Annotated in this window: 25 protein-coding genes; 18 read left to right on the forward strand and 7 right to left on the reverse strand. The window is 65.5% G+C overall.

Annotated elements, in window-relative coordinates; translation table 11 throughout:
- Positions 1-39 precede the first annotated feature (39 nt).
- A complete protein-coding gene (locus tag ACFOHJ_RS16075; protein ID WP_378222162.1) occupies positions 40-375 on the forward strand; it encodes a DMT family transporter in 336 nt (111 codons plus the stop codon).
- Here the strand turns inward: ACFOHJ_RS16075 and ACFOHJ_RS16080 are convergent.
- The 3 genes from ACFOHJ_RS16080 to ACFOHJ_RS16090 are packed head-to-tail and all read right to left on the reverse strand — an operon-like array spanning position 344 to position 2,841.
- Positions 344-1,585: a GNAT family N-acetyltransferase gene (locus ACFOHJ_RS16080; RefSeq protein ID WP_378222164.1), complete on the reverse strand. Its 1,242-nt coding sequence runs from the start codon at positions 1,583-1,585 to the stop codon at positions 344-346. The genes ACFOHJ_RS16075 and ACFOHJ_RS16080 overlap by 32 nt on opposite strands.
- A 48-nt stretch (positions 1,586-1,633) precedes the next feature.
- Entirely contained in the window at positions 1,634-2,365 is a 732-nt protein-coding gene (locus ACFOHJ_RS16085; RefSeq protein ID WP_378222166.1) for a glycerophosphodiester phosphodiesterase, read from the reverse strand.
- Between the two features lie 11 nt (positions 2,366-2,376).
- The gene (locus ACFOHJ_RS16090; RefSeq protein ID WP_378222168.1) at positions 2,377-2,841 is read right to left on the reverse strand and encodes a RidA family protein; all 465 of its coding nucleotides are present in this window, start codon (positions 2,839-2,841) and stop codon (positions 2,377-2,379) included.
- Between the two features lie 139 nt (positions 2,842-2,980).
- On the opposite strand from ACFOHJ_RS16090, the gene ACFOHJ_RS16095 reads away from it, so the two are divergent.
- From ACFOHJ_RS16095 to lpxB, 16 genes are all read left to right on the forward strand, one after another.
- Complete coding sequence (locus ACFOHJ_RS16095; protein ID WP_378222170.1) at positions 2,981-3,817, forward strand: cell envelope integrity EipB family protein; 837 nt, start codon at positions 2,981-2,983, stop codon at positions 3,815-3,817.
- Positions 3,818-3,824: 7 nt separating this feature from the next.
- Entirely contained in the window at positions 3,825-4,106 is a 282-nt protein-coding gene (locus tag ACFOHJ_RS16100) for a DUF4031 domain-containing protein (RefSeq protein WP_378222172.1), read from the forward strand.
- A gap of 75 nt (positions 4,107-4,181) precedes the next feature.
- Entirely contained in the window at positions 4,182-4,886 is a 705-nt protein-coding gene (locus ACFOHJ_RS16105) for an SDR family oxidoreductase (protein ID WP_378222174.1), read from the forward strand.
- Between the two features lie 165 nt (positions 4,887-5,051).
- Complete coding sequence (gene rpsB / locus ACFOHJ_RS16110) at positions 5,052-5,837, forward strand: 30S ribosomal protein S2 (RefSeq protein WP_378222176.1); 786 nt, start codon at positions 5,052-5,054, stop codon at positions 5,835-5,837.
- Between the two features lie 117 nt (positions 5,838-5,954).
- Positions 5,955-6,875 carry a translation elongation factor Ts gene (gene tsf, locus ACFOHJ_RS16115; RefSeq protein WP_378222178.1) on the forward strand — a complete coding sequence of 307 codons (921 nt, stop codon included), beginning with the start codon at positions 5,955-5,957 and terminating at the stop codon, positions 6,873-6,875.
- Between the two features lie 159 nt (positions 6,876-7,034).
- On the forward strand, positions 7,035-7,757 hold the full coding sequence (pyrH, locus tag ACFOHJ_RS16120; RefSeq protein WP_378222180.1) for a UMP kinase: 723 nt from the start codon (positions 7,035-7,037) through the stop codon (positions 7,755-7,757).
- A gap of 50 nt (positions 7,758-7,807) precedes the next feature.
- Positions 7,808-8,359 carry a ribosome recycling factor gene (gene frr, locus ACFOHJ_RS16125; RefSeq protein ID WP_378222182.1) on the forward strand — a complete coding sequence of 184 codons (552 nt, stop codon included), beginning with the start codon at positions 7,808-7,810 and terminating at the stop codon, positions 8,357-8,359.
- Between the two features lie 39 nt (positions 8,360-8,398).
- The gene (locus tag ACFOHJ_RS16130) at positions 8,399-9,118 is read left to right on the forward strand and encodes an isoprenyl transferase (protein ID WP_378222184.1); all 720 of its coding nucleotides are present in this window, start codon (positions 8,399-8,401) and stop codon (positions 9,116-9,118) included.
- Complete coding sequence (locus tag ACFOHJ_RS16135) at positions 9,115-9,930, forward strand: phosphatidate cytidylyltransferase (protein ID WP_378222186.1); 816 nt, start codon at positions 9,115-9,117, stop codon at positions 9,928-9,930. The genes ACFOHJ_RS16130 and ACFOHJ_RS16135 overlap by 4 nt, the downstream gene beginning before the upstream one ends.
- 104 nt (positions 9,931-10,034) lie before the next feature.
- Positions 10,035-11,177: an RIP metalloprotease RseP gene (rseP, locus tag ACFOHJ_RS16140; protein WP_378222188.1), complete on the forward strand. Its 1,143-nt coding sequence runs from the start codon at positions 10,035-10,037 to the stop codon at positions 11,175-11,177.
- A gap of 220 nt (positions 11,178-11,397) precedes the next feature.
- Positions 11,398-13,782, forward strand: a complete 2,385-nt coding sequence (bamA, locus tag ACFOHJ_RS16145) for an outer membrane protein assembly factor BamA (RefSeq protein ID WP_378222190.1) — start codon at positions 11,398-11,400, stop codon at positions 13,780-13,782.
- 73 nt (positions 13,783-13,855) lie between these two features.
- Entirely contained in the window at positions 13,856-14,908 is a 1,053-nt protein-coding gene (gene lpxD, locus ACFOHJ_RS16150) for a UDP-3-O-(3-hydroxymyristoyl)glucosamine N-acyltransferase (RefSeq protein ID WP_378222192.1), read from the forward strand.
- On the forward strand, positions 14,901-15,365 hold the full coding sequence (fabZ, locus tag ACFOHJ_RS16155; protein WP_378222194.1) for a 3-hydroxyacyl-ACP dehydratase FabZ: 465 nt from the start codon (positions 14,901-14,903) through the stop codon (positions 15,363-15,365). The genes lpxD and fabZ overlap by 8 nt, the downstream gene beginning before the upstream one ends.
- A gap of 19 nt (positions 15,366-15,384) precedes the next feature.
- Positions 15,385-16,218: an acyl-ACP--UDP-N-acetylglucosamine O-acyltransferase gene (gene lpxA, locus ACFOHJ_RS16160; protein ID WP_378222196.1), complete on the forward strand. Its 834-nt coding sequence runs from the start codon at positions 15,385-15,387 to the stop codon at positions 16,216-16,218.
- Complete coding sequence (locus tag ACFOHJ_RS16165; RefSeq protein WP_378222198.1) at positions 16,199-17,098, forward strand: LpxI family protein; 900 nt, start codon at positions 16,199-16,201, stop codon at positions 17,096-17,098. The genes lpxA and ACFOHJ_RS16165 overlap by 20 nt, the downstream gene beginning before the upstream one ends.
- The gene (gene lpxB, locus ACFOHJ_RS16170) at positions 17,095-18,282 is read left to right on the forward strand and encodes a lipid-A-disaccharide synthase (RefSeq protein ID WP_378222200.1); all 1,188 of its coding nucleotides are present in this window, start codon (positions 17,095-17,097) and stop codon (positions 18,280-18,282) included. The genes ACFOHJ_RS16165 and lpxB overlap by 4 nt, the downstream gene beginning before the upstream one ends.
- Before the next feature lie 189 nt (positions 18,283-18,471).
- On the opposite strand, the gene gltA is transcribed toward lpxB, so the two are convergent.
- Both gltA and gltX read right to left on the reverse strand, forming a co-directional pair.
- Positions 18,472-19,776: a citrate synthase gene (gene gltA / locus ACFOHJ_RS16175; RefSeq protein ID WP_378222202.1), complete on the reverse strand. Its 1,305-nt coding sequence runs from the start codon at positions 19,774-19,776 to the stop codon at positions 18,472-18,474.
- Positions 19,777-19,944: 168 nt separating this feature from the next.
- Positions 19,945-21,369 (reverse strand): glutamate--tRNA ligase, encoded by a 1,425-nt coding sequence (gene gltX / locus ACFOHJ_RS16180; protein WP_378222203.1) that lies wholly within the window; start codon positions 21,367-21,369, stop codon positions 19,945-19,947.
- 95 nt (positions 21,370-21,464) lie between these two features.
- Here gltX and ACFOHJ_RS16185 point away from each other — a divergent pair, with 95 nt between their 5' ends.
- A complete protein-coding gene (locus ACFOHJ_RS16185) occupies positions 21,465-23,945 on the forward strand; it encodes a ComEC/Rec2 family competence protein (RefSeq protein ID WP_378222205.1) in 2,481 nt (826 codons plus the stop codon).
- Positions 23,946-23,981: 36 nt separating this feature from the next.
- Here the strand turns inward: ACFOHJ_RS16185 and lexA are convergent, their stop codons facing one another.
- Together lexA and ACFOHJ_RS16195 are read right to left on the reverse strand one after the other, a co-directional pair.
- Positions 23,982-24,740 (reverse strand): transcriptional repressor LexA, encoded by a 759-nt coding sequence (gene lexA, locus ACFOHJ_RS16190; RefSeq protein WP_378222207.1) that lies wholly within the window; start codon positions 24,738-24,740, stop codon positions 23,982-23,984.
- Positions 24,741-24,856: 116 nt separating this feature from the next.
- Complete coding sequence (locus tag ACFOHJ_RS16195; protein WP_378222209.1) at positions 24,857-26,062, reverse strand: molybdopterin molybdotransferase MoeA; 1,206 nt, start codon at positions 26,060-26,062, stop codon at positions 24,857-24,859.

Here is a 26,062-nt window from a genome sequence, read left to right on the forward strand (position 1 = left end):
CATCGCCCTGCCGGCAGCGGCGAATCAAGAGGCGCCTTCATGTTTTGGAACTATCTCTACCTGGTGATCGCCGTGCTGTTCGAGGTGATCGCGACCACCGCGCTGAAAGAGACGCAGGGCTTCACCCGGCTGATACCGTCGCTGGTGGTCGTCGTCGGCTACGCGCTTGCCTTCTATTTCCTGTCGCTGCCCCTGCGCGCGCTGCCCATCGGCATCGTCTACGCCCTGTGGAGCGCCGCCGGCATCGTCCTCATCACCGCCATTGGCTGGATCTGGTTCCGCCAGGCGCTCGACCTGCCGGCGGTCGTCGGCATGGGCTTCATCCTTGCCGGCGTCGTCATCATCAATCTGTTTTCGAGGACGCTGGCTCATTGAGCGCCGGGTCGCCCTTGCGGAAAGGCGTGTGGTCCTCGAGATATTCGCCCATCCGCTCTACCTCGCGGCGCTCGCGCACGAGGTAGTCGGCGATGGCCCGGCGCAGGCCGGGATGCGCGATATAGTGCGCCGAATGGGTAGTGACCGGGCGATAGCCGCGCGCCAGCTTGTGCTCGCCCTGCGCGCCAGCCTCGACGACCTTCAGCCCGCGCTCGATGGCGAAGTCGATGGCCTGGTGGTAGCAGACCTCGAAATGCAGGAAGGGGTGGTCCTCGATGCAGCCCCAGTTGCGGCCGAACAGCGTGTGCGAGCCGATGAAGTTGATCGCGCCGGCGATGTAGCGGCCGTTGCGCTTCGCCATCACCAGGAGGATATCGTCGGCCATGCGCTCGCCGACCAGCGAGAAGAATTCGCGGTTGAGGTAGGGCCGGCCCCATTTGCGGCCGCCCGTGTCCATGTAGAAGGCGAAAAAGTCGTCCCACACGCTCTCGGTAATCGCCTTGCCGGTCAGCTGGTCGATGGTAATGCCGTCGGCGAGCGCCTCGCGGCGCTCCTTCTTCAACGCCTTGCGCTTGCGCGAGGCGAGGGTGGCGAGGAAGTCGTCGTAGCTTGAAAAGCCCTCATTGAAGAAATGAAACTGCTGGTCGGTGCGGTGCAGGAAGCCGGCCGCCTCCAGGCCCGGCACGTCGTCTTCCGGCAGGAAGGTGATGTGCGCGGACGAGACGCCGAGCTTGTCCGTGACCAGCTTCAGCCCGGCGGCGAGCCCCGCCTTCACCGCGCCCGCGTCTTCGCCCTTCGCCACCAGCAGCCGCGGGCCGGCGGCGGGCGTGAAGGGAATCGAGCATTGCAGCTTGGGATAGTAGCTGCCGCCGGCGCGCTCGAAGGCGTCGGCCCAGCCATGGTCGAACACATATTCGCCCTGGCTGTGCGATTTGACATAGCAGGGTGCCGCCCCCAGCAGGCGGCCGTCCGGTGCTTCCAGCCGCAGGTGCTGGCCCTGCCACCCGGTCGCCCGCACGGCGCAGCCGGAGTCTTCCAGGGAGGTCAGAAAGGCGAAAGAAAGGAACGGGTTATAGTCGGTTTCTGAAGCCGCAGGCGTGGTTCCGCCGAGGCTTTCCCACTCCTGTTCGGTGAAGGCGCCGATGCCGGTGGCGATGCGCACCGCGTACTGTGCCTGTGTTCCGCTCCCGCCTGCGCCACCCTGATCCATGGGGCTTACTTAAGGTACGAGGGGGCCGGTGCAAGGCCACCGTCGGTGTCAGGCAAGGCGCGTGGCAGCATCGGGTTCGAAGCCTTCGAACGTCATCTGGTCGGCATAGCGGAACGTCAGGTCCACCGCCGGCTGGTCGAGGACCGTCCAGGTGATGACCGGCATCTTCAGCTTTTCGCGCACGAAGCTGACGAAAGGATTGGGCAGGTCGCCGGCGGCATAGGATGTGAAGGCGATGTCGTGGGCGAGCATGGAGAAATGCGCCTCGATCAGCGCGTTGTCGCGGCCATAGGCGGTGAGGCCGCCGGGAATGCCGGGAGCATATTTTGCGAAATCGCGGATCAGCCAGTGATCGAACGACATGATCGCCGCCTTGCCCTGGTAGCGCGTCAGCTGCTTGCCGACGCGCTCGACCAGTCCGGCATCCCGGCCGGGCGTGCCCTTGACCTCGACGACGACCGGCACCCGCCCGCCAATGCGCGCCAGCACTTCCTCCAGCGTCGGTACGTGGTCTTCGGTGCCGCCGATGCGCATCGCGCCGAGTTCGTCTGCCGTGCGCTGCCACACGAAACCGTCCTCGCCGGTCAGCCGCTTGAGGTCGTCGTCATGGATGACGACCGGCACGCCGTCGGACGACAGATGCGCATCGCACTCGATGGCATAGTCGCGCTCGATGGCAGCATCGAACGCCGACAGCGTGTTTTCCCACCGCGTCCTGTTCTTGTCGTGGAAGCCGCGGTGGGCGATAGGCCGGGCGATCAGCCAGGAAAGGTCGGTCATAGAGGGCTCGCTTACTCGACTTCGAAGATCGACTCGACCTCGACCGCCGCGTTGAGCGGCAGCGACGCCATGCCGACCGCGACGCGCGCATGCTTGCCGCGCTCGCCCAACACCTCAGCGAACAGGTCGGAAGCGCCATTGCCGACCAGGTGCTGCTCGGTGAAGTCGGGCGAGGAGGCCACATAAATGTTGATCTTGACCAGCCGGCGGATCTTTTCGAGGTCGCCGAGCGCGGCCTTGGCCTGGGCCAGCACGTTGATCGCGCAGTATTTCGCGGCTTCCTTGCCGGTCGCGGTGTCGAGGTCGCGGCCGAGCAGCCCGGTGAAGGCGAGCTTGCCGTCCTTTATCGGCAACTGGCCGGACGGAAACAGGAGGTTGCCGCTGCGCACGTAAGGCACGTAGTTGGCGGCAGGCGCGGCTGCCACCGGAAGCGTGATGCCGAGGTTGCTCAACCGGTTTTCGATTGTTTCGCTCATTTTATTTCCCTATTGCTGAATGGTGACGAAAGGTTGGGGCGAAAGTGCTATTTTTGCCTCGCTTCCGCCACGACTTTTTTCTAGCTGGACCATCTTTCCCCGGCGGCTGCCCCCAGCCGTTCCTGATCGGAGCCTGCCCATGCGCGTCAAGCGCCTAGCATTTTGTGCCGTCCTGGTGTCAAGCACTGCCCTGGCGGCTCCGGCCTTCGCGGTTCCGATCCTCCAGGCGCACCGCGCCGTCTACGACCTGTCGCTGGACAAGGCGTCGGACCGCTCTGGCATCACCGGCATCACCGGCCGCATGGTCTACGAGTTCAACGGCTCGCCCTGCGACGGATACACGGTGAATTTCCGCTTCGTCACCCAGATCGCCACCGGCGACAGCAGCCGCGTCAGCGACCAGCAGACGACGACCTACGAGGACGCCAAGGGCAAGACCTTCTCCTTCGTCACCAAGTCCTTCATCGACCAGGCGCTGGACAAGGAGGTGAAGGGCACCGCGACGCGCACGGATAAGGGCGTCGAGGTCGATCTCGACAAGCCGGATAAAAAAGTCGTCCAGCTTGCCCCGACCCAGTTTCCGACGCAGCACCTCGAGGAACTGATCGGCAGGGCCGAAAAGGGCGAGCATTTCTACGAGACGAACCTGTTCGACGGCTCCGAGGACGCCGACAGGGTGATGACCACCTCGATCGTCGTCGGCAACAAGGCCGAGGTCGACAAGGACGATCCGGAACTGCCGGCGCTCGCCAAGCTCGGCAAGGACAAGTACTGGCCGGTCGACATCGCCTATTTCGACCTTTCCCAGAAGGAGAGCGGCGAAGAGGTGCCGCAGTACCGCATCAGCTTCAAGCTGCATGAAAACGGGCTGACACGCGACCTGACGATGGACTACGGCGAATTCTCCATGACCGGCAAGCTGGTCAACCTGGCGCTGTTCGACAACGCGCCCAAGAAGGCCTGCAACAACAAATAGCGGCGCCATGGCCGTCTATGTCGATGCCGCGATCTGGAAATGGGCTGGCAAGCTGTGGTGCCACATGCTGGCCGACGAGGTCGAGGAACTGCACGGTTTCGCCCACAAGCTGGCGATCAAGCGCTCGTCCTACCAAGGGCCGCCGAAGACGTCGGCGCCGCATTACGACATCACCGGGCTGGAGCGGGACCGGGCGGTGAGGCTGGGCGCGGTCGAATGCAGCCGCGAGGAGATCGTCGCGGTGTTTCGCCGGGTGCGGGTGAAAAACGGCAAGGTGCCGCAAGGGTAGGGCGATATAAAGCTGTCCTGGGTTCCCTGCGGTGCTAAAGCCATGATCGGTATATTTTAAGCGGGAGATTGAACGATGTCGGGTGAGAAGGTTGCGGTCATTACCGCCGGTGGTTCGGGCATGGGAGCGGGTGCGGCGCGAAGGCTTGCGGCCGACGGCTTCAAGGTCGCCATCCTGTCGTCGTCCGGCAAGGGGGAGGCGCTTGCCGCGGAATTGGGCGGGATCGGCGTCACCGGCTCCAACCAGTCGAACGACGACCTGAAGCGGCTGGTCGACCGCGCGGTCGAGACATGGGGCCGCATCGACGTGCTGGTCAACAGCGCCGGCCATGGGCCGCGCGCGCAGATCCTCGAGATCAGCGACGAGGACTGGCACAAGGGCATGGACACCTATTTCATGAACGTGGTGCGCCCGACGCGGCTGGTGACCCCGCTCATGCAGAAGCAGAAATCCGGCTCGATCATCAACATCTCCACCGCCTGGGCGCTGGAGCCGTCGCCAATGTTCCCGACCTCGGCCGTGTTCCGGGCCGGGCTCGCCTCCTTCACCAAGCTGTTCGCCGACACCTATGCGGCCGACAATATCCGCATGAACAACGTCCTGCCGGGCTGGATCGACAGCCTTCCCGGGACCGAGGAGCGGCGCGAATCGGTGCCGATGCAGCGCTACGGCACGACGGCCGAGATTGCCGCGACCATCGCCTTCCTGGCGTCGGACGGGGCGGGCTACATCACCGGCCAGAACATCCGCGTCGACGGCGGCCTGATGCGCTCGGTCTGACGGCGGCTTGCGTTTTGTGCGGCGAGCCTTTATAGGCGCGCTCATTCCACACACGGACATTGGTGTCTGCCCGGGAGAAATCCGGCTGAAACCTCCGGTGGCGAACGGAAAATCCCTTCCTTTCGCCTCTTGTCCGTGGAGGCCAACCGGAAAGGAACTTTTTAGATGGCTCTGCCTGAGTACAGCATGCGCCAGCTTCTGGAAGCTGGTGTTCACTTCGGCCACCAGACCCACCGCTGGAACCCGAAGATGGCGCCCTACATCTATGGCGCGCGCAACAACATCCACATCATCGACCTGTCGCAGACGGTTCCGCTGCTCAACCAGGCGCTGCAGCAGGTGTCCGACGTGGTCGCCCGCGGCGGTCGCGTGCTGTTCGTCGGCACCAAGCGCCAGGCGTCGGATATCGTCGCCGATGCGGCGCAGCGTTCGGCGCAGTACTATGTCAATTCCCGCTGGCTCGGCGGCATGCTGACCAACTGGAAGACGATCTCCAACTCCATCCAGCGCCTGCGCAAGCTCGACGAGCTGCTCTCCGGCGGCGAGGCCCAGGGCTTCACCAAGAAGGAGCGCCTCAACCTCGACCGCGAGCGCGAGAAGCTGGACAAGGCGCTGGGCGGCATCAAGGACATGGGCTCGACCCCGGACCTGATGTTCGTGATCGACACCAACAAGGAAGCGATCGCGATCCTCGAGGCCAAGCGCCTCGGCATCCCGGTGGTCGCCGTCATCGATTCGAACTGCGATCCGGACAAGGTCGATTTCCCGATCCCCGGCAACGACGACGCGGCGCGCGCCATCCAGCTCTACTGCGACCTGGTCGCCAAGGCCGCCATTGACGGCATCGCCCGCCAGCAGGGCGCGCTCGGCGTCGACGTCGGCGCTGCGGTCGAGGCTCCGGTGGAACCGGCGCTCGACGAGACCCCGGCGGACGAAGCTCCGCAGGCGTAATTGCCAGGGCCGGCCCGGCCTTCGCATTTCCTACACCGTGACGCGCTAAGCGTCCGGCATGGCGCATCACCGAGACTTCGGTGGTGCGCATGCCCGTTTTGAACAAAGAGGCAAAAGATGAGCATTACAGCAGCACAGGTCAAAGAGCTTCGCGACCTGACCGGCGCAGGCATGATGGACTGCAAGGCAGCGCTCGCCGAAACCAACGGCAACATGGAAGAAGCGGTCGACTGGCTGCGCAAGAAGGGCATTTCCAAGGCCGACAAGAAGGCCGGCCGCACCGCTGCCGAAGGCCTGATCGGCGTCGATGCCGGCGTGCGCGAGGCCGCGATCGTCGAGGTCAACTCCGAGACGGACTTCGTCGCCCGCAACGCCGCCTTCCAGGAAATCGTCGGCAACGTCGCCAAGGTGGCGCTGGCCTACGGTGCCACCGAGGCGGTTGCCGCTGCCCAGTATCCGGGTTCGGACAAGTCGGTCACCGAGACGATCAAGGACGCCGTCGGCACCATCGGCGAAAACCTCGGCTTCCGCCGCTCGGCCAAGCTCAGCGTCGCCAACGGCGCGGTCGCGACCTATGTCCACAACGCCGTTGCCGACAACCTCGGCAAGCTCGGCGTGCTGGTCGCCATCGAGACGACCGGCGATGCGCACAAGGCCGGCGCCTTTGCCCGCCAGGTCGCCATGCACATCGCCGCGATCAACCCGCTGGCGCTGACGACCGACGAACTGGACCCGGCCGCCGTCGAGCGCGAGAAGGCGATCTTCTCCGACCAGGCGCGCGCCTCCGGCAAGCCGGAAGCCATCATCGAGAAGATGGTCGAGGGCCGCCTGCGCAAGTTCTACGAGGAAGTGGTGCTGCTGAAGCAGTCCTTCGTGCTCAACCCCGACGTCACCGTCGAGCAGGCGCTGAAGGAAGCGGAGAAGGAAATCGGCGCTCCGGCGAAGATTGCCGCCTATCTGCGATTCGCGCTTGGCGAGGGCATCGAGAAGGAAGAGACCGACTTTGCGGCGGAAGTCGCGGCTACCGTTAAAAAGTAACGGCGCTTCAAGCGCTTCGGCGCTGTTGGTCAACATGAACGGGGAGGGCGCCGCGTGACATCGCGGCGCCCTTCGTGTATCGCAACCAGCGAACGATCAGGACGGGCAGGCGTGGGGCGCTCCCGGCCGTCGGCGGCCTGTAACAGCGATGAGAAACCGATGACGTCAAAGCCTCTTTACCGCCGTGTGTTGCTCAAGGCGTCCGGCGAAGCGCTGATGGGCGAGCAGCATTTCGGCATCGACGTTTCCGTGGTCGATCGCATCGCCGCCGACATCGCCGAAGCGCGCTCGCTCGGCGTGGAAGTCGGCGTGGTCATCGGCGGCGGCAACATCTTCCGCGGCGTGGCGGTGGCCTCAAAGGGCGGCGACCGCGTCACCGGCGACCACATGGGCATGCTGGCGACCGTCATCAACTCGCTGGCGCTGCGCACGTCGCTCAACAAGATCGGCGTCGATGCGGTGGTGCTCTCCGCCATCGCCATGCCCGAATTGTGCGAAAGCTTCTCGCAGCGGCAGGCGACCGCCTACATGGACGAGGGCAAAGTGGTGATTTTCGCCGGCGGCACCGGCAATCCTTTCTTTACGACCGATTCGGCGGCGGCATTGCGCGCGGCCGAAATCGGCGCGGACGCCCTTTTCAAGGGCACGCAGGTCGACGGCGTCTATTCGGCCGACCCGAAGAAGGACCCGAGCGCGACCCGCTTCGAGCGCATCACCCATGCCGAGGTCATCAACAAGGGCCTTTCCATCATGGATACGGCCGCGATTGCGCTTGCGCGCGAAAACAACATTCCGATAATCGTCTACTCGATCCACGAGAAGGGCGGCTTCGGTGAAATCCTGAAGGGCGGCGGTCGCTGCACGGTCGTCGCGGACGACTGACGGGACCCGATCAACGATAAAAGCCCGGCAGAGCGGGCCGAGGAGACGAGATGAGCAATTACGACGATCTGAAACGGCGCATGGATGGCGCGATCGCCGCATTCAAGCACGACCTGGCTTCCCTGCGCACCGGGCGCGCATCGAGCAACCTGCTCGACGCTATCCAGGTGCAGGCCTACGGCACGGCGATGCCCATCAACCAGGTGGCCAACGTGTCGGTGCCGGAACCACGCATGATCTCGGTGTCGGTGTGGGACAAGGGCATGGTCAGTGCCGTGGACCGCGCGATCCGTGAATCCAACCTCGGCTTCAATCCCATCGTGGACGGCACGACGCTGCGGATACCGCTGCCGGAACTCAACGAGCAGCGCCGCAAGGAACTGGTCAAGATTTCCCACAGCTATGCCGAGAATGCCCGTGTCGCCGTCCGCCATGTGCGCCGCGACGGCATGGACGCCCTCAAGAAGGCGGAAAAGGACGGCGATATCAGCGAGGACGATCAGCGCAAGCAGTCCGACCAGGTGCAGAAACTGACGGACGAGACGATCGCCACCATCGACAGCCTGCTCGCCGAAAAAGAAACGGAAATCATGCAGGTCTAGGCGCGAGCCTCGGTTTCAGGCTGGCCCGGAAGCGAAGAGATGGCAACGCCCGCGCATGTCGCGATCATCATGGACGGAAATGGACGCTGGGCCAAGGCGCGGGGCCTGCCGCGTCTGGCCGGCCACCGCGCCGGCGTCGAGGCGTTGCGCAATGCGGTTCGCGCCGCGCCCGAACTCGGCATTTCCTACCTGACCGTCTATGCGTTCTCGTCCGAGAACTGGTCGCGGCCCAAGTCCGAGGTCAGCGACCTCATGGGCCTGCTCAAGATTTTCATCCGCCGCGACCTGGCCGACCTGCACCGCAGCGGCGTGCGCGTGCGCATCATCGGCGACCGCGAGGGCCTGGAGCCGGATATCCGCGCCCTGCTGGAGGAAGCGGAAACGCTGACGGTCGCCAACCGGGCGCTGACGCTGGTCATCGCCTTCAACTATGGCGGCCGCGACGAGATCGCGCGCGCCGCGCGCCGGCTGGCCATGGCCGTGCAGCGCGGCGAGCTCGATGCCGAGGCGATCACCTCCGACCGTTTTGCCGCGGCGCTCGACACCGCCGGGATTCCCGACCCGGAACTGGTGATCCGCACCAGCGGCGAACTGCGTCTGTCGAATTTCCTCCTGTGGCAGGCGGCCTATAGCGAACTGGTGTTCCTGCCGTGCTTCTGGCCCGATTTCAGCCGCGAGCATTTTGTCGAGGCGTTGCGTGTTTTTGCCGGGCGCGAGCGGCGCTTCGGCGGCATCGAGCCACAGGAAGCGGTGTCATGAGCAACCTGCAACTGCGCATCGTCTCCGCCATCGTGCTGGCGGCGGTCGTGCTTTCCCTGGCCTTTGTCGGCGACTGGCCGTTCAGGGTGCTCAGCGCGCTGATCGCCGGCGCGGTCTTTTATGAATGGTCGCGCATGGCGCGGCCGGCGCCGGCCTCCGGCCTCGACCTGTTTCCCGAGGCGCTGCTGGCTGCGTTCCTGGTCGCCCTTGTTGCCGGGCTGTCGGCGACGATTCTTTTGCCGTTGCTGCTCGCCATGGTCATTGCCACCGGTGTAATCGGCATCGCGCGCGGGGCAGGGCAGTGGGATTCGACGGGCCTTGCCTATGCGGGGCTGTCGGGGCTGACGCTGGCGCTGCTGCGCGACAGCGACCATTCCGGCCTTGTCGCCATCCTGTTCTTGTTCGCGGTGGTGTGGGCGACCGACATTCTCGCCTATTTCGTCGGCCGCGCCGTGGGCGGGCCGAAGTTGGCCCCGTCGATCTCGCCCGGCAAGACGCAAAGCGGGGCGCTGGGCGGCACGATCGGCGGCGTGGCGGCCGGGCTCCTCGTGGCGATCGCCTTCGGGGCGACGAACCTCGGCACGCTGGCCGTGGCGGCGCTCATCCTGTCCGTCGTTTCGCAGGCGGGCGACCTGTTCGAATCCTGGGTCAAGCGTCGGCACGGCCGCAAGGATTCGGGTGCGCTCATCCCCGGCCATGGCGGCGTCATGGATCGGGTCGACGGGCTTGTCGCGGCGGCACTGGCCATGTACGTGATCGGCGGCATCCTTGCCTCGGCCGATCATCCGGCGCAGGGACTGTTTCCGGTTTGACGGGAAGATTGGCCGGAAACCCGGCCGCAAAGGCCATCGATTTGCCCGCTTTGGCTCCGAAGCCACGGGGAAAGCGGTACCGCAAGGGCGTCAGGGGCTAGGAATTGAACGAGATTTTGCACGCTCTGGTCAGCCCGCAAGGCATTGTCGTGGGAACGCTGGTGCCTTTCCTGTTCGTGCTGATGGTGGTCGTGTTCGTGCACGAAATGGGCCACTACCTCGTCGGGCGGCTGTGCGGCATCGGCGTGCAGGCGTTTTCGGTCGGCTTCGGCCCGGAGCTTGTCGGCTTCAACGACAGGCATGGCACCCGCTGGAAGCTGTGCGCCATCCCGCTCGGCGGCTACGTCAAGTTCGTCGGCGACATGAGCGTGACCTCGAGCCAGGTGGATGCGCAGGCGATCGAGGCGCTGAGCGAGGCGGAGCGCAAGATCTCGTTCCATACGCAGCCGGTGTGGAAGCGCGCCGCCACGGTGTTTGCCGGCCCGCTGTTCAATTTCCTTCTGACCATCGTCGTCTTTGCCGTGCTGTTCGTAGCCTATGGCCGCTACGTGTCGGAACCGGTGGTGGCTGAAGTGACCGCCGGCAGCCCCGCCGAGGAGGCAGGCATCCGCCCCGGAGACCGCTTCGTCAGCGTGGATGGCTCGAAGGTGGAGAGCTTTTCGGATGTCCAGCGCCTGGTTTCGGGCCGCGCGGGCGACGCCATCACCTTCGTCCTGCTGCGCGACGGCAAGGACGTCACCGTGACGGCTACGCCGCGGCTGATGGAGCAGGAGGACGCCCTCGGCAACAAGATCAAGGTCGCGATCATCGGCGTCGTCAACAACCAGGAAGCGGGCCAGCCGAGGCTCGTCACCTACGGCCCCGGCGGCGCGCTGGTGGCGGCGGTGGAGGAAACCGGGCACATCATCGAGCGCACCGGCCAGTTCCTGACGCGGTTCGCGGTCGGGCGCGAGGACAAGTGCCAACTTGGCGGTCCGGTCAAGATCGCCGGCATGGCCGGGCAGGCCGCAAAGCTCGGTTTCGAATGGCTGGTGCAACTGGTGGCGCTGCTCTCGGTCGGCATCGGCATCCTCAACCTGTTGCCGATTCCACCGCTCGACGGCGGCCACCTGGTTTTCTACGCGGCCGAGGCCGTCATGCGGCGCCCGCTATCCGAGCGGGTGATGGAAGCGCTCTATCGCACGGGGATGTTCCTCGTTCTCGCCTTCATGGTGTTCGTGTTCTGGAACGATCTGTTTGGGTGCTGAAATCATGAACAAATTCGGCTCAGGCACCGTCTCGTTGAGAGCGCGTTTACCATGACGGGGCAATTGCGTGACGCGAATGCCACGCGATCGGGCGAAGTAAATACAAATTAACCAGAAGCCTTGCGTGTAGGGAAAATCCGGTTAATACGGTACGAGAAAATCATCCGATGGTCCGGCTTTCTCGCCGTGGGGACTTCGAGAAAAAAGGTTTTGTAGCCCGATGAAGGCAACATCCAAGTTCAAGAGCGCCGCGTCCGCGGTGGCTTTGTCTGCCGTGCTGGTGGTACCTGCCGCTTTCGCCGTTCAGTTCGTGGCGACCTCCGCTGCCGAGGCCGCGGTCGTGCGTAACATCGTGGTCAGCGGCAACCAGCGCATTGACGCCGACACCATCCGCAACTACATCGCCATCAAGCCGGGCAAGCCTTTTTCCAGCGCCGATATCGATGCGGCGGTGAAGGCCCTGTTCGGAACGGGCCTGTTCTCGGACGTGCAGATCAACCAGTCCGGCTCCTCGCTGGTGGTCAAGGTCTCGGAATACCAGGTCGTCAACCAGGTCCTTTTCCAGGGCAACAAGAAGGTCAAGGACGCGCAACTCGCGGGCGCGGTGCAGCTGAAGCCGCGCGGCGTCTACTCGCAAGCGGCGGCGGATGCCGACGTCGAGGCGATCAAGGCGGCCTACCGGCATGTCGGCCGCGACGATGCGACCGTCACCACCCAGGTCATGGATCTGGGCGACAACCGGGTGAACGTCGTCTTCAACATCAACGAGGGCGGCCGTACCAAGATCGCTGCGATCAACTTCGTCGGCAACCACGCCTATTCCAGCGGCCGCCTGGCCGACATCATAAAGACCAAGCGCTCGAACGTGCTGTCGTTCGTTATGCGCGACGATATTTACGACGAGCAGAAGCTGCAGGCCGACCAGGAACTGCTGCGCCGCTTCTACTTCAATCACGGCTATGCCGATTTCCAGATCGTTTCGGCCGGGGCCGAGCTCGATCCGGCGACCAACCAGTACACCATCACCATCACGGTGGATGAGGGCGCTCGCTACACCTTCGGCGATATCAGCGTCGACAGCACCATTCCCGAGGTCGACAGCAAGTCGCTGCAGTCGGTGGTCGAAACGCATCAGGGCGATGTTTACAACGCCAAGGATGTCGAGGATTCGATCATCAACCTCACCGAAAAGGTGGCGGATTCGGGCTATGCCTTCGCGCAGGTGACGCCGCGCGGCGACCGCAATTTCGAAAACCACACCATCTCGGTCGTCTACACCGTCGACCAGGGCGCCAAGGCCTATATCGAGCGCATCGAAATCCGCGGCAATTCGCGGACGCGCGACTATGTCATCCGGCGCGAGTTCGACCTGAGCGAGGGCGACGCCTTCAACCAGGTCATGGTCAAGCGCGCGAAGAAGCGGCTGGAAGACCTGGACTTCTTCCAGTCGGTTGATATTTCGACGGCGCCGGGCTCCGAGCCCGACCAGGTCGTCCTGATCGTGGACGTGGTCGAGAAGTCGACCGGCGAATTCTCGATCGGCGCTGGCTACTCGACGGGCGGCGATACGCCCGGAGCGTCGGTGCAGGGCTCGATCACGGAGCGCAACTTCCTTGGACGCGGCCAGTTCATCCGCCTCTCCGCCGGCGGCGGCAAGCGCTCGCGCGACTACGGCCTGTCGTTCACCGAGCCCTATTTCCTGGGTCGCCGCATCGCGGCCGGCTTCGATATCTTCAAGTCGACGCGCCAGTACAGCAAGTACGATTCGGAGACGACGGGCGCGACCGTGCGGTTCGGCTTGCCGATCACCGACAGCCTCTCCACGCAGCTTGCCTATAATATTTCGCGGGAGAAGTATAAGTTCGACAAGGGATGCGTTCCTCCGTCCGATGGCGGGACTTGCGATGTCTCGCAGGCTATTATCGATGGTGTGGAAGAGAGCCCGTGGATCAAGTCGTCGATCAGCGCCGGCCTGACCTACAACACCATCGACGACATGAAGAACCCGCGAAGCGGTATCTATGCGAACTTCAATACGGAGTTCGCCGGTCTTGGCGGTGACGCCAAGTTCGTGAAGGTTACCGGCCGCGCGTCCTATTACCAGATGCTTTCGGAGCAGCTTGACCTTGTCGGCCTGATTTCCGGCGGAGGCGGCTACGTCTCGAGTTACGGATCGGGTGATTTGCGCGTGTTCGACCAGTTCCAGAGCAACGACCGCATGATCCGTGGCTTCGAGTACAATGGCATCGGTCCATACGCGCTTACGCCGAAGGGTAAGTTCGACCATTTGGGCGGCACCACCTACTTCAATGCCTCGGCCGAGGCGCAGTTCCCGCTGCCGCTGATCCCCGAAAGCATCGGTCTCCGCGGTGCAGTATTTGCCGATGCGGCGACGCTGTATGGCAGCGGTATTAACCGCCACGTCGGTGAAGCAGATGAGTTCCAAGTTCACTCGTCTGGCCTGGAATGGCGCGCTTCGGTCGGTGTCGGCCTGATGTGGGCCTCGCCGTTCGGACCGCTGCGTATCGACTACGCGGTGCCGGTCAAGAAGAGCAAGGGCGACAAGGTCCAGGAATTCAACTTCGGCATGTCGACCCGTTTCTGATGCCGCTCACGGTTCTTGCGGGTCCCGAGTGGCCCGCAAGACGTTTTTCTCACTTGCTGGATAGCGCCCAGGTATGACTGATCCGGTGTTTTTCGTGCCTTCACGCCGGTATACGGTGGGCGAGGTCGCGAATCTTACCGGGGCCGTTCTGGCGGATTCCGGTCATTCGCACATCGTGATCGAGACGCTGGCTCCGGCGAGCGAAGGTGGCGAGGGCGCGCTCGTCTTCGTCGAGGGCAAGCGCAATTTCGCGCTGATGCAGGCGCTGAAGGCGGCGGCCATCATCTGCCCGCCCGAGGCTGCGGGCATGGCCCCCGCCGACGTGGCGGTGCTGGTCCACTCGCGTCCCCAGCAGGCGTTCGCGCTGGTCGGCCGGCTGCTTTTCCCGGTCGCGGCCACGCCCGGGCCGATGACATCGGAAACTGGCGTTTCGCCGGGTGCCCATGTGGATCCGACCGCCCATATCGAGGAAGGCGCGATCATCGAGGCCGGTGCGGTCATCGGACCGCGCGTCGGCATCGGGCGAGGCACGGTCGTCGCGCCGAACGCGACCATCGGCCAGTCCTGCCAGATCGGCCGCGACGGCTATATCGGGCCTAACGCCAGCGTCCAGTATGCGCTCGTCGGCAACCGCGTTATCGTTCACGGCGGCGCCAAGATCGGGCAGGACGGCTTCGGCTTCGTTCCCGGCGCCAAGGGGCCGGAGCGCATGCCGCAGATCGGCCGGGTCGTCATCCAGGACGACGTCGAGATCGGCGCGAATTCCACGGTCGACCGGGGTGCCATGTCCGACACCGTCATCGGCGAGGGCACCAAGATCGATAACCTGGTGCAGATCGGCCATAATGTGCGCATCGGGCGCGGCTGCATCATTGCCGGGCATTGCGGCCTTTCCGGTTCCGTGACCCTGGGCGACTTCGTGATGCTGGGCGGGCGCGTCGGTGTCGCCGACCATGTGTCGATCGGCACGGGGGCCCAGGTGGCGGCGTCGTCCGGGCTGATGCACGACATTCCCTCCGGCGAGCGCTGGGCCGGCCTGCCGGCGCAGCCGACGCGGGAGTTCTTCCGCGAGCTTTCGCTGATCCGTTCCCTGGCCAAGAGCAAGAAGGGCGACAAGAATGGCTGACACGGTCCACTCCACGCTCGAGACGGTCGACATTCTCGGCCTGATGAAGCTTTTGCCGCATCGCTATCCGCTCCTGCTGGTCGATCGCATCGTCGAGATCGACGGCAACGATTCCGCCATCGGCATCAAGAACGTCACCGTCAACGAGCCCCATTTCACCGGCCATTTCCCCGAGCAGCCGGTGATGCCGGGCGTGCTCATCATCGAGGCGATGGCGCAGACGGCCGGCGCCATCTGCATTCGCGCCGCCGGTGGTGCAAAGCCCTCGCTGGTCTATTTCCTCACCATCGACAACGCCAAGTTCCGCAAGCCGGTGGTTCCCGGCGACCAGTTGCGGATCCACGTCCGCAGGGTCAAGACGCGCGGCAATATCCACCGCTTCGTCTGCGAAGGCATGGTGGACGGCGCCAAGGTTGCCGAGGCGGAAATTTCGGCGATGATGGTCGGCAGCGACTGAGTTCAGAGTACTGATCCTTATGACAATCGAGACATCCATCCATCCCTCGTCGGTGATCGAGCCCGGCGCGCAGCTCGGTGCCGGCGTGCGGATCGGGCCGTTCTGCCATGTCAGCGCCGACGCGATCCTCGGCGATCACGTCGAACTGGTCAGCCATGTCTCGATCATGGGCGCGACGACACTGGGCGCTTCCAGCAAAGTCTTCCCGATGGCGACGCTCGGCGCGCCGCCGCAGAACACCAAGCACAAGGGCGGCCGCACCACGCTTGTCATCGGCGCCAACTGCACCATCCGCGAAGGGGTGACCATGCACCTCGGCACCGACGGCAGCCGCGGTACGACGACGGTCGGAGACAACGGCAATTTCCTCGCCTATACCCACGTTGCCCACGATTGCGAGGTCGGCGACAACGCGATCTTCGCCAATGGCGCGACGCTGGCCGGCCATTGCGAGCTTGGCGACAATGTCTATGTCGGCGGGCTGACGGCGGTTCACCAGTTTGTCCGCATCGGCGACAACGCTTTCCTGGCCGGCTGCTCGGCGATTACCGGCGACGTCATTCCCTTCGGGTTCGCGGGCGGCAACCGGGCCAGCCTGCGCGGCCTCAACATCATCGGCCTGAAGCGGTCGGGCATGTCGCGCGCCGAGATTCATGCGCTGCGCCGCTGCTACAACCTGATCTTCGACCGTTCGCGCACCGTGGCGGAGAATCTCGAACTGGCGCGGGCGGAGTTTTCCGACCTGCCGCGCGCCATGAAGATCATCGATTTCATTTCCCATCGCGGCCATCGCCAATATACCGTCCCCCGACTGAAGGGGACGGCGATCGACGATGACGACGACGAAGACTGAGAGCCGGCTACCGGTCCGTTTCGGGGCCGATTCGCGGGTCGGCGTCGTTGCGGGCGGGGGCAGGTTGCCGGAAGCCGTCGCCGACGCGTTGGAAGCGCAGGGAGCCCGGCCGTATGTCGTTCTCGTCGCTGGCGAGGCAGACCCCGCCGGCCCGCTTGCCGCCCACGACCACAGCTCGATGGAACTCGAGCATTTCGCCTCGCTGGTTCCCCTCCTGAAGCGCAACGGCGTGACCCATGTCGTGCTCGCGGGCGAGATCAAGCGGCGGCCGCGTCTGTCGAAGATGCGCATGAATTTCAGCCTTCTGGCCACGCTTCCGCGCATCGCGCTCGAACTCACGCTGGGCGACGACGGCCTGCTGCGCGCCGTCCTGCGCTACATCGAGCGGCGCGGGATCAAGGTCGTGGGCGCGCATGAGGTGGTGCCGGAACTGGTAGCGGCCGAGGGCTGTCTCACCAAGGCCCAGCCGCAGAAGCCGGACTGGCGCGACATCGACACGGCGCGCGAGGCTGCCGAGGCCATCGGAGCGCTCGACATCGGGCAGGGGGCGGTCGCCATCGGCGGCCGCGTGATTGCGCTGGAAGGCATCGAGGGAACGGACGGCCTGCTTGCCCGCGTCAAGGATCTGCGCAGCCATGGCCGCCTCGCGGGCAGGATGCGCGGCGCACTGGTCAAATGCGCCAAGCCCGGCCAGGAAGCGCGGGCTGATTTGCCGTCCATCGGCCCGAACACGGTAGAGATGGCGCATGCGGCCGGTCTGGCGGGGATCGCCGTGGAGGCGGGCCATTCGCTCGTCCTCGATGGTCCCGCCATGATCGAGCGGGCCAACGCGCTCGGCCTTTTCGTGATCGGCCTGCCGGCGAAAGGAAGTACGCCGTGAGCGACCAGCGTCCTCTCCTCATCGCGGTGGTGGCCGGCGAGGAATCGGGCGATCTGCTCGGCGCCGACCTGGTGCGGGCGCTGCAACGGTCGACCGGTCGCGACATTCGCCTGGTCGGCGTCGGCGGCAGGCACTTGCAGGAACTCGGGCTGAAGTCGCTGTTCGACGCCGGAGAGATCGCGCTGATGGGCATCAGCGCCATCGTGCGCGACCTGCCGCGGCTGATCCGCCGGATCGGCCAGGCGGCGAGCGCGATCGCCGATGCCCGGCCGGATTGCCTGGTCACGGTCGACAGCCCGGATTTCTGCCTGCGGGTGGCGAAGAAGGTGCGCGCCGCCGCTCCCTCCATCCCCATCGTCCACTATGTATGCCCGAGCGTGTGGGCATGGCGGTCGGGCAGGGCGGCGGCCATGCGCCCCTATATCGACCGTATCCTGTGCGTACTGCCGTTCGAGGTGAACGCGCTTGCCCGCCTCGGCGGGCCGCCGGGCACCTATGTCGGCCATCGCCTGACCCACAATGCCGGGGTGCTGGCCGCCGCCAAAGCGCAGGCTTTGCCGCGCAATCTTTCCGGCGAGCGGGAAAAGACGCTGCTCATCCTTCCCGGCTCCCGGCGCAGCGAAGTGCGCAAGCTGATCGCCCCCTTCGGCGATACCGTTTCCCTGCTCCTGGAGCGCGGACACCGGCTGCGCCTGCTTTTGCCGACCGTGCCGCATGTCGCCGACCTGGTTCGCCAGGCCGTGGCCGGCTGGAAGCAGCAGCCGGAAATCACCGTGGACCAGGAACGGAAATGGCAGGCCTTCGGCGAGGCCGACGCGGCGCTGATCGCGTCGGGCACGGTATCGCTCGAACTGGCGCTTTCCGGCGTGCCGATGATTTCGTGCTACAAGCTGGACCCGCTCGGCCGCATGATCTTGCGCCGCACGATCACCACATGGTCGGGCGCGCTGCCCAATCTCATCCTGGACAGCCCGGTGGTGCCGGAGCGCTATGACGATTTCGTCGATCCCGGGCCGCTGGCGCGCGAACTCGAAGCGCTGTGGTCGCAGACCCATTTGCGGCAATGGCAGAAGCAGGGCTTCGCCGAGGTGGCTGCGCGCATGGCCACGGAAAGGCCGGCCGGTGAAATGGCGGCCGGTGCGGTGGTGGAAGTGATGGAAGGGAGTAAGGGAGTAAGGGAGTAAGGGAGTAAGGGAGTAAGGGAGTAAGGGAGTAAGGGAGTAAGGGAGTAAGGGAGTAAGGGAGTAAGGGAGTAAGGGAGTAAGGGAGTAAGGGAGTAAGGGAGTGGTTTCCGTTGCGGCAGGCTGCTGTCCGTGCTGTTACCTATTCCCCTATTCCCCTATTCCCCTATTCCCCTATTCCCCTAGATTCCCTTATCGCTTTGCGATCGGCACGTAGTCGCGCTCGGTGGCGCCGGTGTAGAGCTGGCGCGGACGGCCAATCCTCTGGTGCGGATCCTCGATCATTTCCTTCCACTGTGCGATCCAGCCGACGGTGCGGGCCACGGCGAACAGCACGGTGAACATGGCGGTGGGGAAGCCCAGCGCCTTCAAGGTGATGCCGGAATAGAAGTCGACGTTCGGGTACAGCTTCTTTTCGATGAAGTACTCGTCCGTCAGCGCGATCTTTTCCAGTTCGACGGCGATGTCGAGCAGCGGATCGTCCTTGATGCCGAGTTCGCCCAGCACTTCATGGGCGGTCTTCTGCATGATCTTGGCACGCGGATCGTAGTTCTTGTACACGCGGTGGCCGAAGCCCATCAGCCGGAACGGATCGTTCTTGTCCTTGGCGCGGGCGATGTATTCCGGGATGTGGTCGACATGGCCGATCTCGCCCAGCATGTTCAGGGCCGCTTCGTTGGCGCCGCCATGGGCAGGCCCCCACAGGCAGGCGATGCCGGCGGCGATACAGGCGAACGGGTTGGCGCCCGACGAGCCGGCAAGCCGCACCGTCGAGGTCGAGGCGTTCTGCTCATGGTCGGCGTGCAGGATGAAGATGCGCTCCATGGCGCGCGCCAGCACCGGGTTGACCTTGTATTCCTCGCACGGCACCGCAAAGCACATGCGCAGGAAGTTGGCGGCGAAGTTGAGGTCGTTCTTGGGATAGATGAACGGCTGGCCCACATGGTATTTGTAGGTCATCGCGGCGATGGTCGGCATCTTGGCGATGAGGCGCATGGAAGCGACCATGCGCTGGTAGGGGTCCGAGATGTCGGTCGAGTCGTGGTAGAAGGCCGACAGCGCGCCGACCACGCCGCACATCACCGCCATCGGGTGCGCGTCGCGGCGGAAGCCGGTGAAGAACTTCGACATCTGCTCGTGCACCATGGTGTGGCGCGTGATGCGGTAGTCGAAGTCGTCCTTCTGCGCCTTGGTCGGCAGTTCGCCGTACAGCAGCAGGTAGCAGACCTCGAGGAAATCGCCCTGCTCGGCGAGCTGGTCGATCGGATAGCCGCGATGCAGCAGGATGCCCTGGTCGCCGTCGATGAAGGTGATGGCCGAATCGCAGCTTGCCGTCGAGGTGAAGCCGGGGTCGTAGGTGAAGGCGCCGGTCGTGGAATAGAGCGCGCCGATGTCGATGACATCCGGCCCCAGCGTCCCGCTTCGCACCTTGAGATCGTGAGTTTTGCCTTCAAATTCCAGTTTTGCGGTTTTGTCCGTCATTGCAAACTCCTTCATTTCTCAAATGCGGGCGTATCGTTCTCAGGCTTCTTATGGCGTCGGCGGGCAACCGGGATTGCCAGCAAGGGTTTGTGCCGAAAGGGCTCTCCGGCCTCACTATGTCAGCGCGCAATGTTGCACCGCAATAGAACTGTTTCAATCGACAATTAGGGCAGCATGGCTGCCCTAATCGATTTGATCTCCTATGCGTGCAAGGCTTTCGTCGCGCCCGAGCACGGCAAGCACGTCGAACACGCCGGGCGAGGTGCTTTTGCCGGTAAGGGCGGCGCGCAGCGGCTGCGCGACGGCGCCGAGCTTGTGGCCGCCGGCGGTGGCGAACTCGCGAATCGCGGCCTCCGCGCCGGCTGCGTTCCACTCGCCGGAAACGCCGCTCAGGGCGGCATGCGCGCCGCGCAGGATCGTTTTTGCCTCGCCGCCCAGCAGGGTCGCGGCCTTCTCGTCGAGGGCAAGCGGGCGCTGCGCGAACAGGAAGGCGGCGCCGTCGGCCAGTTCGACCAGCGTCTTGGCGCGCTCCTTGAGGCCGGGCAGAGCAGCCAGGAGCCGCGCCTTGCCGGCCGCGTCGAGGCGCTCGGCGATTGCCGGGCCGCCCTCGAGATAGGGCAGGGTATCGACGAAGATGTCGAACAGCTTCTGGTCGTCCATGGCGCGCATGTGGATGCCGTTCAGCGCTTCCAGCTTGGCGAAATCGAAGCGCGCCGCACCCTTGTTGACGTCGGCTATGTCGAACCACTTGACCATGTCCTCGACCGACATGACCTCGTCGTCGCCATGGCTCCAGCCCAGCCGCGCCAGATAGTTGAGCAGCGCCTCCGGCAGGTAGCCCATGGCGCGGTAGGCCTCGACGCCTAGCGCGCCGTGGCGCTTGGAAAGCTTGGCGCCGTCCGCGCCGTGGATGAGCGGGATGTGCGCCATCTTCGGCACGTCCCAGCCCATGGCGTTGTAGATCACTGTCTGGCGCGCCGCGTTGGTCAGGTGGTCGTCGCCGCGGATGATGTGGGTGACGCCCATGTCGTGATCGTCCACCACGACGGCATGCATATAGGTGGGCACCCCGTCCGAACGCAGGATGATGAGGTCGTCCAGATCCTTGTTGGGAAAGCGCACCTCGCCCTGCACCAGGTCGTGGACGACGGTTTCGCCCTCGAGCGGGGCCTTGATGCGCACGGCACCGGGAACGCCTTTCGGCGCCTCCGACGGGTCGCGATCACGCCACTGGCCGCTGTAGCGCGGCGGGCGGCCTTCGGCGCGCGCCTTTTCGCGCATCGCCGCCAGTTCCTCCGGCGTCTCGTAGGCGTAGTAGGCCTTGCCCGCGCGGACCAGTTCCTCGGCGACCGCGCGGTGGCGCTTGGCCCGCTCGAATTGCGAGATCGCCTCGCCATCCCACTTCAGGCCAAGCCAGGAAAGCCCGTCGAGAATGGCGTCGGTCGCCGCCTGCGTGGAACGTTCGCGGTCGGTGTCCTCGATCCTGAGCAGCATCTTGCCGCCGACATGGTGCGAGTAGAGCCAGTTGAAAAGCGCCGTACGCGCGCCGCCTATGTGCAGGTAGCCGGTGGGCGAGGGGGCGAAACGGGTGACGACCTTGTCGGACATGCGATTTCTCGAACGGAGAGGTGAGTACCAAGCGGGCTTTTCCAACCCGCGCGTTCATGTAGCATAGGAGGTCTGGGGCGCAAGGGGCAGACCCGATGGCTGGACCGGGCCGGGCGGAAAACGACGGCGGGGGCGTAAGGGACGACGTCAACGAGCGCTCGCTGTTTACGCCTGTGGCCGAGGTTCAGGCGCTGCCGGTGGGCCGACCGGCCGGGACGGCTCCAGACAATCCCGCGACACGGGATGCCGCCCCACACGGGAAAGCCCCGCGGACGCGGCTTGCGACGGTGCGGCAGCGCTTGCGCCGCGTCTCCCCGGCCACAATCAGAAACGGCGTCACGGCCGCTGCCCGCACCGAACTCGACCGGGGCGCCGCCTTCCTGCTGGTGCCGGTGTTCCTTTCGGTCGGCGTGGTCGGCTATTTTTCGCTTGCCGGCGAACCGGATTTTTATCGGCCGGCAGCGCTGGCGCTGCTGCTGGCCCTCGTGGCCTGGGTTGCCCGGAACCGGCCGAAGACGCATCTGTGCCTGCTGGCGGCTCTCCTGTGCGTGCTCGGTTTCCTCGCGGCCAAGGCCGAGACCTGGCGCGCGGCGACGCCGATGCTCGGGTCGGAAATCTCGACGCGCCTGACGGGACGGGTCGTTGCCATCGACCACATGGAAAGCGGCCGCGTGCGGCTGACCCTCGACGTGCTTTCGACGGCGAGGCCGACCTTGCGCTACGCTCCCGAACGCGTGCGCGTTTCGGCGCGGGCGCTGCCCAAGGGAGCCCGCGCCGGCTCGACGATCAGCGGCACCGTGCGGCTGCTGCCGCCGACCGGGCCGATCCGCCCGGGAAGCTACGACTACTCGTTCCAGAGCTATTTCGACGGGATCGGCGCCAGCGGGTTTTTCATGAGCAACCCCAGCCTGGCCGAGGAGCGGCCGATGCCGTTTTCTGCGCGGCTGTCGGCGATGGTGGAAAATGCGCGCGAGGCGATCGCCGGCCATATCCGCGAAAGCGTCGGCGGTGCGGAAGGCGAGATTGCGGCGGCACTGATCGTCGGGGTACGCGCCGGCATTCCCGAAGCCGTCAACGAGGCGATGCGCAAGACCGGCATCTATCACATCATCTCGATTTCCGGCCTGCACATGGCGCTGGTGGCCGGCATCGTCATGGCGATGATGCGCGGGGCGTTCGCGCTGTTTCCGGATTTTTCCTCGCGCCACGCGGTGAAGAAGATCGCCGCCGCCGTCGCGCTGCTGTCCGTCGCCGCCTATCTGGTGATTTCCGGCGTGGTGGTGGCGGCCGAGCGCAGCTTCATCATGCTGGCGGTCATGCTCACGGCGGTGCTGTTCGACCGGGCGGCCCTGACCATGCGCAACCTGGCGATCTCGGCCATCGCCGTCATCGCCGTATCCCCGCATGAGGTGGTCGGGCCGAGCTTCCAGATGTCGTTTGCGGCAACGGCCGCGCTGGTGGGCGCCTATGCCGGCTGGTCTGATTACCGCGCCGGCAAGACGACCGCTTCGCCGCCGCGCCGCTCGCTCCCCGGCTGGCTGTCGCGCAAATTCGCTGGCGGCATGGCCGGTCTCGCCGTGACCTCGATCGTCGCCGGGGGTGCTACGACGCTTTACGCCATGTGGCATTTCCAGCGCGTGGCGCCGCTCAGCCTGCTTGCCAACCTTGCCATCATGCCGATCGTCTCGGCGGTCGTCATGCCGTTCGCCGTCCTCTCCTCGCTGGCGATGCCGTTCGGGCTCGACTGGCCGTTCCTCTACGTGATGGGCAAGGGGCTTTCCGCCATGATCGTTCTCGCCGAATGGATCGCGGCGCGCTCGCCCGTCGATGCGGTCGGGCTGGTGTCGGGGGAGGCGGTGCTTTTCGTCACCATCGCGCTGGTCATCGCCACGATGGCCACGACATGGCTGAGGTGGGCGGCGCTTCCCTTTGCGCTTGCCGGCTTGCTCGCGATCCCGGCCGTGCGAACGCCCGATGTCCTCGTTTCGGAAGACGGCCGGTTGGTCGCGCTACCGATCGGCGGCGGCGAACTGGCGCTCAACCGGCCGCGCGCCAGCGAATTCACCATCGACAACTGGCGCCGCGCGCTCGACGCCGAAACCGTGATTGCGCCAGCACCGGCCAAGGCCTCAGCTTTTGACCTGGAAGACAGCATCGAATTGCCGGAAGGAACGCCGTTCCTGTGCGCGGACGGCCTGTGCGTGGCCAGGCACGGCAACGGCCCGATCGTCGCCCATGCCGACAGTGCGGCCGCCGCCAAGCCGGCCTGCGCTTTCGCCGCGCTCATCGTTATCGCCGACGCCACGGCCGCCGATCCCTGTCGCGATCCGCTGGTCGCGGTCGTCACCGCGCGCGACCTCGCACGCTCCGGCAGCGCCGAGATTTTCCTTGATCGGCAGTCTGCCGCGGCGCCCGCCGAGATCCGCTATGCGGTCGAGGAAAACTACCGGCCATGGCATCGCCAGCGGGCTTTTTCCCGCGAGGCGCGCGGCCGGCCGCCCTACGATGCGAAAGCCGGGCGCAAAACGCCGCGACGCCAAGGCATTAAAGGCACGGGATCCAGCCAGAAACCGTAAGGCGGCGCCAGATGCCAGCGCCTAACCGCACAACGGTCAGTAGCGGCGGATCAGCCCGACCAGCTTGCCCTGGATCTTGACCCGGTCCGGACCGAAGATCCGCGTCTCGTAGGCCGGGTTGGCGGCCTCGAGCGCGATGGAGGCGCCCTTGCGGCGGAAGCGCTTCAGCGTCGCTTCCTCCTCGTCCACAAGGGCCACGATGATTTCGCCGGGATTGGCGGTGCTGGCGTTGCGGATGATGACCGTGTCGCCGTCGAAGATGCCGGCCTCGATCATCGAGTCACCCTTGACCTCGAGCGCGTAATGCTCGCCGCCCATGATCATGTCCGGCGGCACCGAGATGGAGTGGGTCTTGTGCTGGATGGCGTCGATCGGCACGCCGGCGGCGATGCGACCCATGACCGGGATCGATACGCTGGCGGCTTCGTCGTCATTGCCGGCCGTCTGCATCCGCGAGGGCCTGGAAAGCTTGCCGGCGTCGCCTGCACGCTGGCTGGCGGAAGCCGGGGCGGGCTGGCCCAGGCTGCCCTGGATGACGCTCGGCGAGAATTTGCGGGCCGCATTGAAGCCGGGAGTCAGCGAATCGGGCAGGCGCAGCACCTCCAGCGCCCGCGCCCGGTTGGGCAGGCGGCGGATGAAGCCGCGCTCCTCCAGTGCGGTGATCAAGCGGTGGATACCGGATTTGGAAGCAAGATCGAGCGCCTCCTTCATCTCGTCGAAGGAAGGGGGAATGCCGCTTTCCTTGAGCCGTTCATTGATGAAAAGAAGCAGTTCATGTTGCTTACGCGTCAGCATCGCGGCCCCCGGTGCCGTTCGAATCCGGAATCGAAAAACAAACCATGAACAGACACTATCTGTTCCAGTTGTGTTCCGCAACCGTTTAAATTTTAATGAATATGTTGGTGATTTGTTCAGCGTAGCATGAGGACGCGGCAGTTGGCGCCGGCCTCTGCGGCGGGCGCGAAGGGCTCGCGCACGATCAGGCCCTCGGCGTCGGCCAGGCGCCGCAGCATCGAGGAATCCTGCAGGCCGAGCGGCGTGGCGGTGAGAAGGCCGGCCTCCTCGCGAACGCAGGCGCGGACGTAATCCTGCCGCCGGTCGTTTGCCGCCATCGCCGCGCCGAGCCGCGCCTCGCGCATGTCGGGGCGGTACCGGCGGCCGCCGAGGCGGGCCAGCAACGGTTTCAGGAACAGCTGCGAGCAGACCAGGCTTGCCACCGGGTTGCCGGGCAGGCCGATGCAGCGCATGGCGCCGAGGCGGCCCGACATCAACGGCTTGCCGGGACGCATCGCCACCTTCCAGAAGTCGAGCGTCATGCCTTCGCCGGTAAGCACGTCGTGGATGAGATCGAGGTCGCCGACGGAAGCGCCGCCGAGCGTCACCAGCACGTCGGCCTTTGCTGCCACGGCCTGCCTGACGCGCGCAGCGATGTCTTCCTTGCGGTCGGCCGCGATACCGAGGTCGATCGCGCGAGCGCCGACCGAGTGCGCGACTGCGGCCACGCCATAGGCGTTGGAGGAAATGATCTGGCCGGGCGCCAGTTCGCTGCCGGGCGTACGCAGTTCGTCGCCGGTGGCGATCACGGCGACCAGCGGCCGCCGCACCACGCTGAGGTAGGGGTGGTTGGCCGACGCCGCCAGCGCCAGGGCGGCGGGATCGAGCAGGCGGCCCTTTTCCAGAAGCAGGTCGCCCTCGGCAAAATCCAGCCCGGCCTTGCGGACATTGGCGCCATGGGCCGTCGCCTCGACCACTTCGATCGCACCATTGCCGAGGTCGCGGGTGTCTTCCTGGATGACGACGGTGTCGGTGCCGGCGGGCAACGGCGCGCCGGTGAAGATGCGCACGGCCTCGCCCCCGGCCGGGGTGCCGGTAAAGCCATGTCCGGCGGGAGCCGTGCCGATGACCGACAGGCGTGCCGGCAGCGTGCCGATGTCGGCGGCGTGCACCGCATAGCCGTCCATGGCGGAAGCGTCGAAAGGCGGCTGCGTGCGCAGCGCGCGGATCGGCTCGGCCAGCACCCTGTCCATCGCTTCGGCCAGCGGCACGCTTTCGCCCGGCAGCGGTGCCGCGCCCGCAAGCAGCCGGTCGAGGGCGTCGGCGACCGGCACCAGCGCCAT

The organism is Aquamicrobium soli (assembly GCF_042646345.1).
Classification (GTDB): Bacteria; Pseudomonadota; Alphaproteobacteria; order Rhizobiales; family Rhizobiaceae; genus Mesorhizobium; species Mesorhizobium soli_A.

What these genes read in the sequence shown, in the direction of transcription:
- ACFOHJ_RS16075 (WP_378222162.1), top strand. Translation starts at nt 40, where the DNA reads ATGTTTTGGAACTATCTCTACCTGGTGATCGCCGTGCTGTTCGAGGTG.
- ACFOHJ_RS16080 (WP_378222164.1), bottom strand. Translation starts at nt 1,585, where the DNA reads ATGGATCAGGGTGGCGCAGGCGGGAGCGGAACACAGGCACAGTACGCG.
- ACFOHJ_RS16085 (WP_378222166.1), bottom strand. Translation starts at nt 2,365, where the DNA reads ATGACCGACCTTTCCTGGCTGATCGCCCGGCCTATCGCCCACCGCGGC.
- ACFOHJ_RS16090 (WP_378222168.1), bottom strand. Translation starts at nt 2,841, where the DNA reads ATGAGCGAAACAATCGAAAACCGGTTGAGCAACCTCGGCATCACGCTT.
- ACFOHJ_RS16095 (WP_378222170.1), top strand. Translation starts at nt 2,981, where the DNA reads ATGCGCGTCAAGCGCCTAGCATTTTGTGCCGTCCTGGTGTCAAGCACT.
- ACFOHJ_RS16100 (WP_378222172.1), top strand. Translation starts at nt 3,825, where the DNA reads ATGGCCGTCTATGTCGATGCCGCGATCTGGAAATGGGCTGGCAAGCTG.
- ACFOHJ_RS16105 (WP_378222174.1), top strand. Translation starts at nt 4,182, where the DNA reads ATGTCGGGTGAGAAGGTTGCGGTCATTACCGCCGGTGGTTCGGGCATG.
- rpsB (WP_378222176.1), top strand. Translation starts at nt 5,052, where the DNA reads ATGGCTCTGCCTGAGTACAGCATGCGCCAGCTTCTGGAAGCTGGTGTT.
- tsf (WP_378222178.1), top strand. Translation starts at nt 5,955, where the DNA reads ATGAGCATTACAGCAGCACAGGTCAAAGAGCTTCGCGACCTGACCGGC.
- pyrH (WP_378222180.1), top strand. Translation starts at nt 7,035, where the DNA reads ATGACGTCAAAGCCTCTTTACCGCCGTGTGTTGCTCAAGGCGTCCGGC.
- frr (WP_378222182.1), top strand. Translation starts at nt 7,808, where the DNA reads ATGAGCAATTACGACGATCTGAAACGGCGCATGGATGGCGCGATCGCC.
- ACFOHJ_RS16130 (WP_378222184.1), top strand. Translation starts at nt 8,399, where the DNA reads ATGGCAACGCCCGCGCATGTCGCGATCATCATGGACGGAAATGGACGC.
- ACFOHJ_RS16135 (WP_378222186.1), top strand. Translation starts at nt 9,115, where the DNA reads ATGAGCAACCTGCAACTGCGCATCGTCTCCGCCATCGTGCTGGCGGCG.
- bamA (WP_378222190.1), top strand. Translation starts at nt 11,398, where the DNA reads ATGAAGGCAACATCCAAGTTCAAGAGCGCCGCGTCCGCGGTGGCTTTG.
- lpxD (WP_378222192.1), top strand. Translation starts at nt 13,856, where the DNA reads ATGACTGATCCGGTGTTTTTCGTGCCTTCACGCCGGTATACGGTGGGC.
- fabZ (WP_378222194.1), top strand. Translation starts at nt 14,901, where the DNA reads ATGGCTGACACGGTCCACTCCACGCTCGAGACGGTCGACATTCTCGGC.
- lpxA (WP_378222196.1), top strand. Translation starts at nt 15,385, where the DNA reads ATGACAATCGAGACATCCATCCATCCCTCGTCGGTGATCGAGCCCGGC.
- ACFOHJ_RS16165 (WP_378222198.1), top strand. Translation starts at nt 16,199, where the DNA reads ATGACGACGACGAAGACTGAGAGCCGGCTACCGGTCCGTTTCGGGGCC.
- gltA (WP_378222202.1), bottom strand. Translation starts at nt 19,776, where the DNA reads ATGAAGGAGTTTGCAATGACGGACAAAACCGCAAAACTGGAATTTGAA.
- gltX (WP_378222203.1), bottom strand. Translation starts at nt 21,369, where the DNA reads ATGTCCGACAAGGTCGTCACCCGTTTCGCCCCCTCGCCCACCGGCTAC.
- ACFOHJ_RS16185 (WP_378222205.1), top strand. Translation starts at nt 21,465, where the DNA reads ATGGCTGGACCGGGCCGGGCGGAAAACGACGGCGGGGGCGTAAGGGAC.
- lexA (WP_378222207.1), bottom strand. Translation starts at nt 24,740, where the DNA reads ATGCTGACGCGTAAGCAACATGAACTGCTTCTTTTCATCAATGAACGG.
- ACFOHJ_RS16195 (WP_378222209.1), bottom strand. Translation starts at nt 26,062, where the DNA reads ATGGCGCTGGTGCCGGTCGCCGACGCCCTCGACCGGCTGCTTGCGGGC.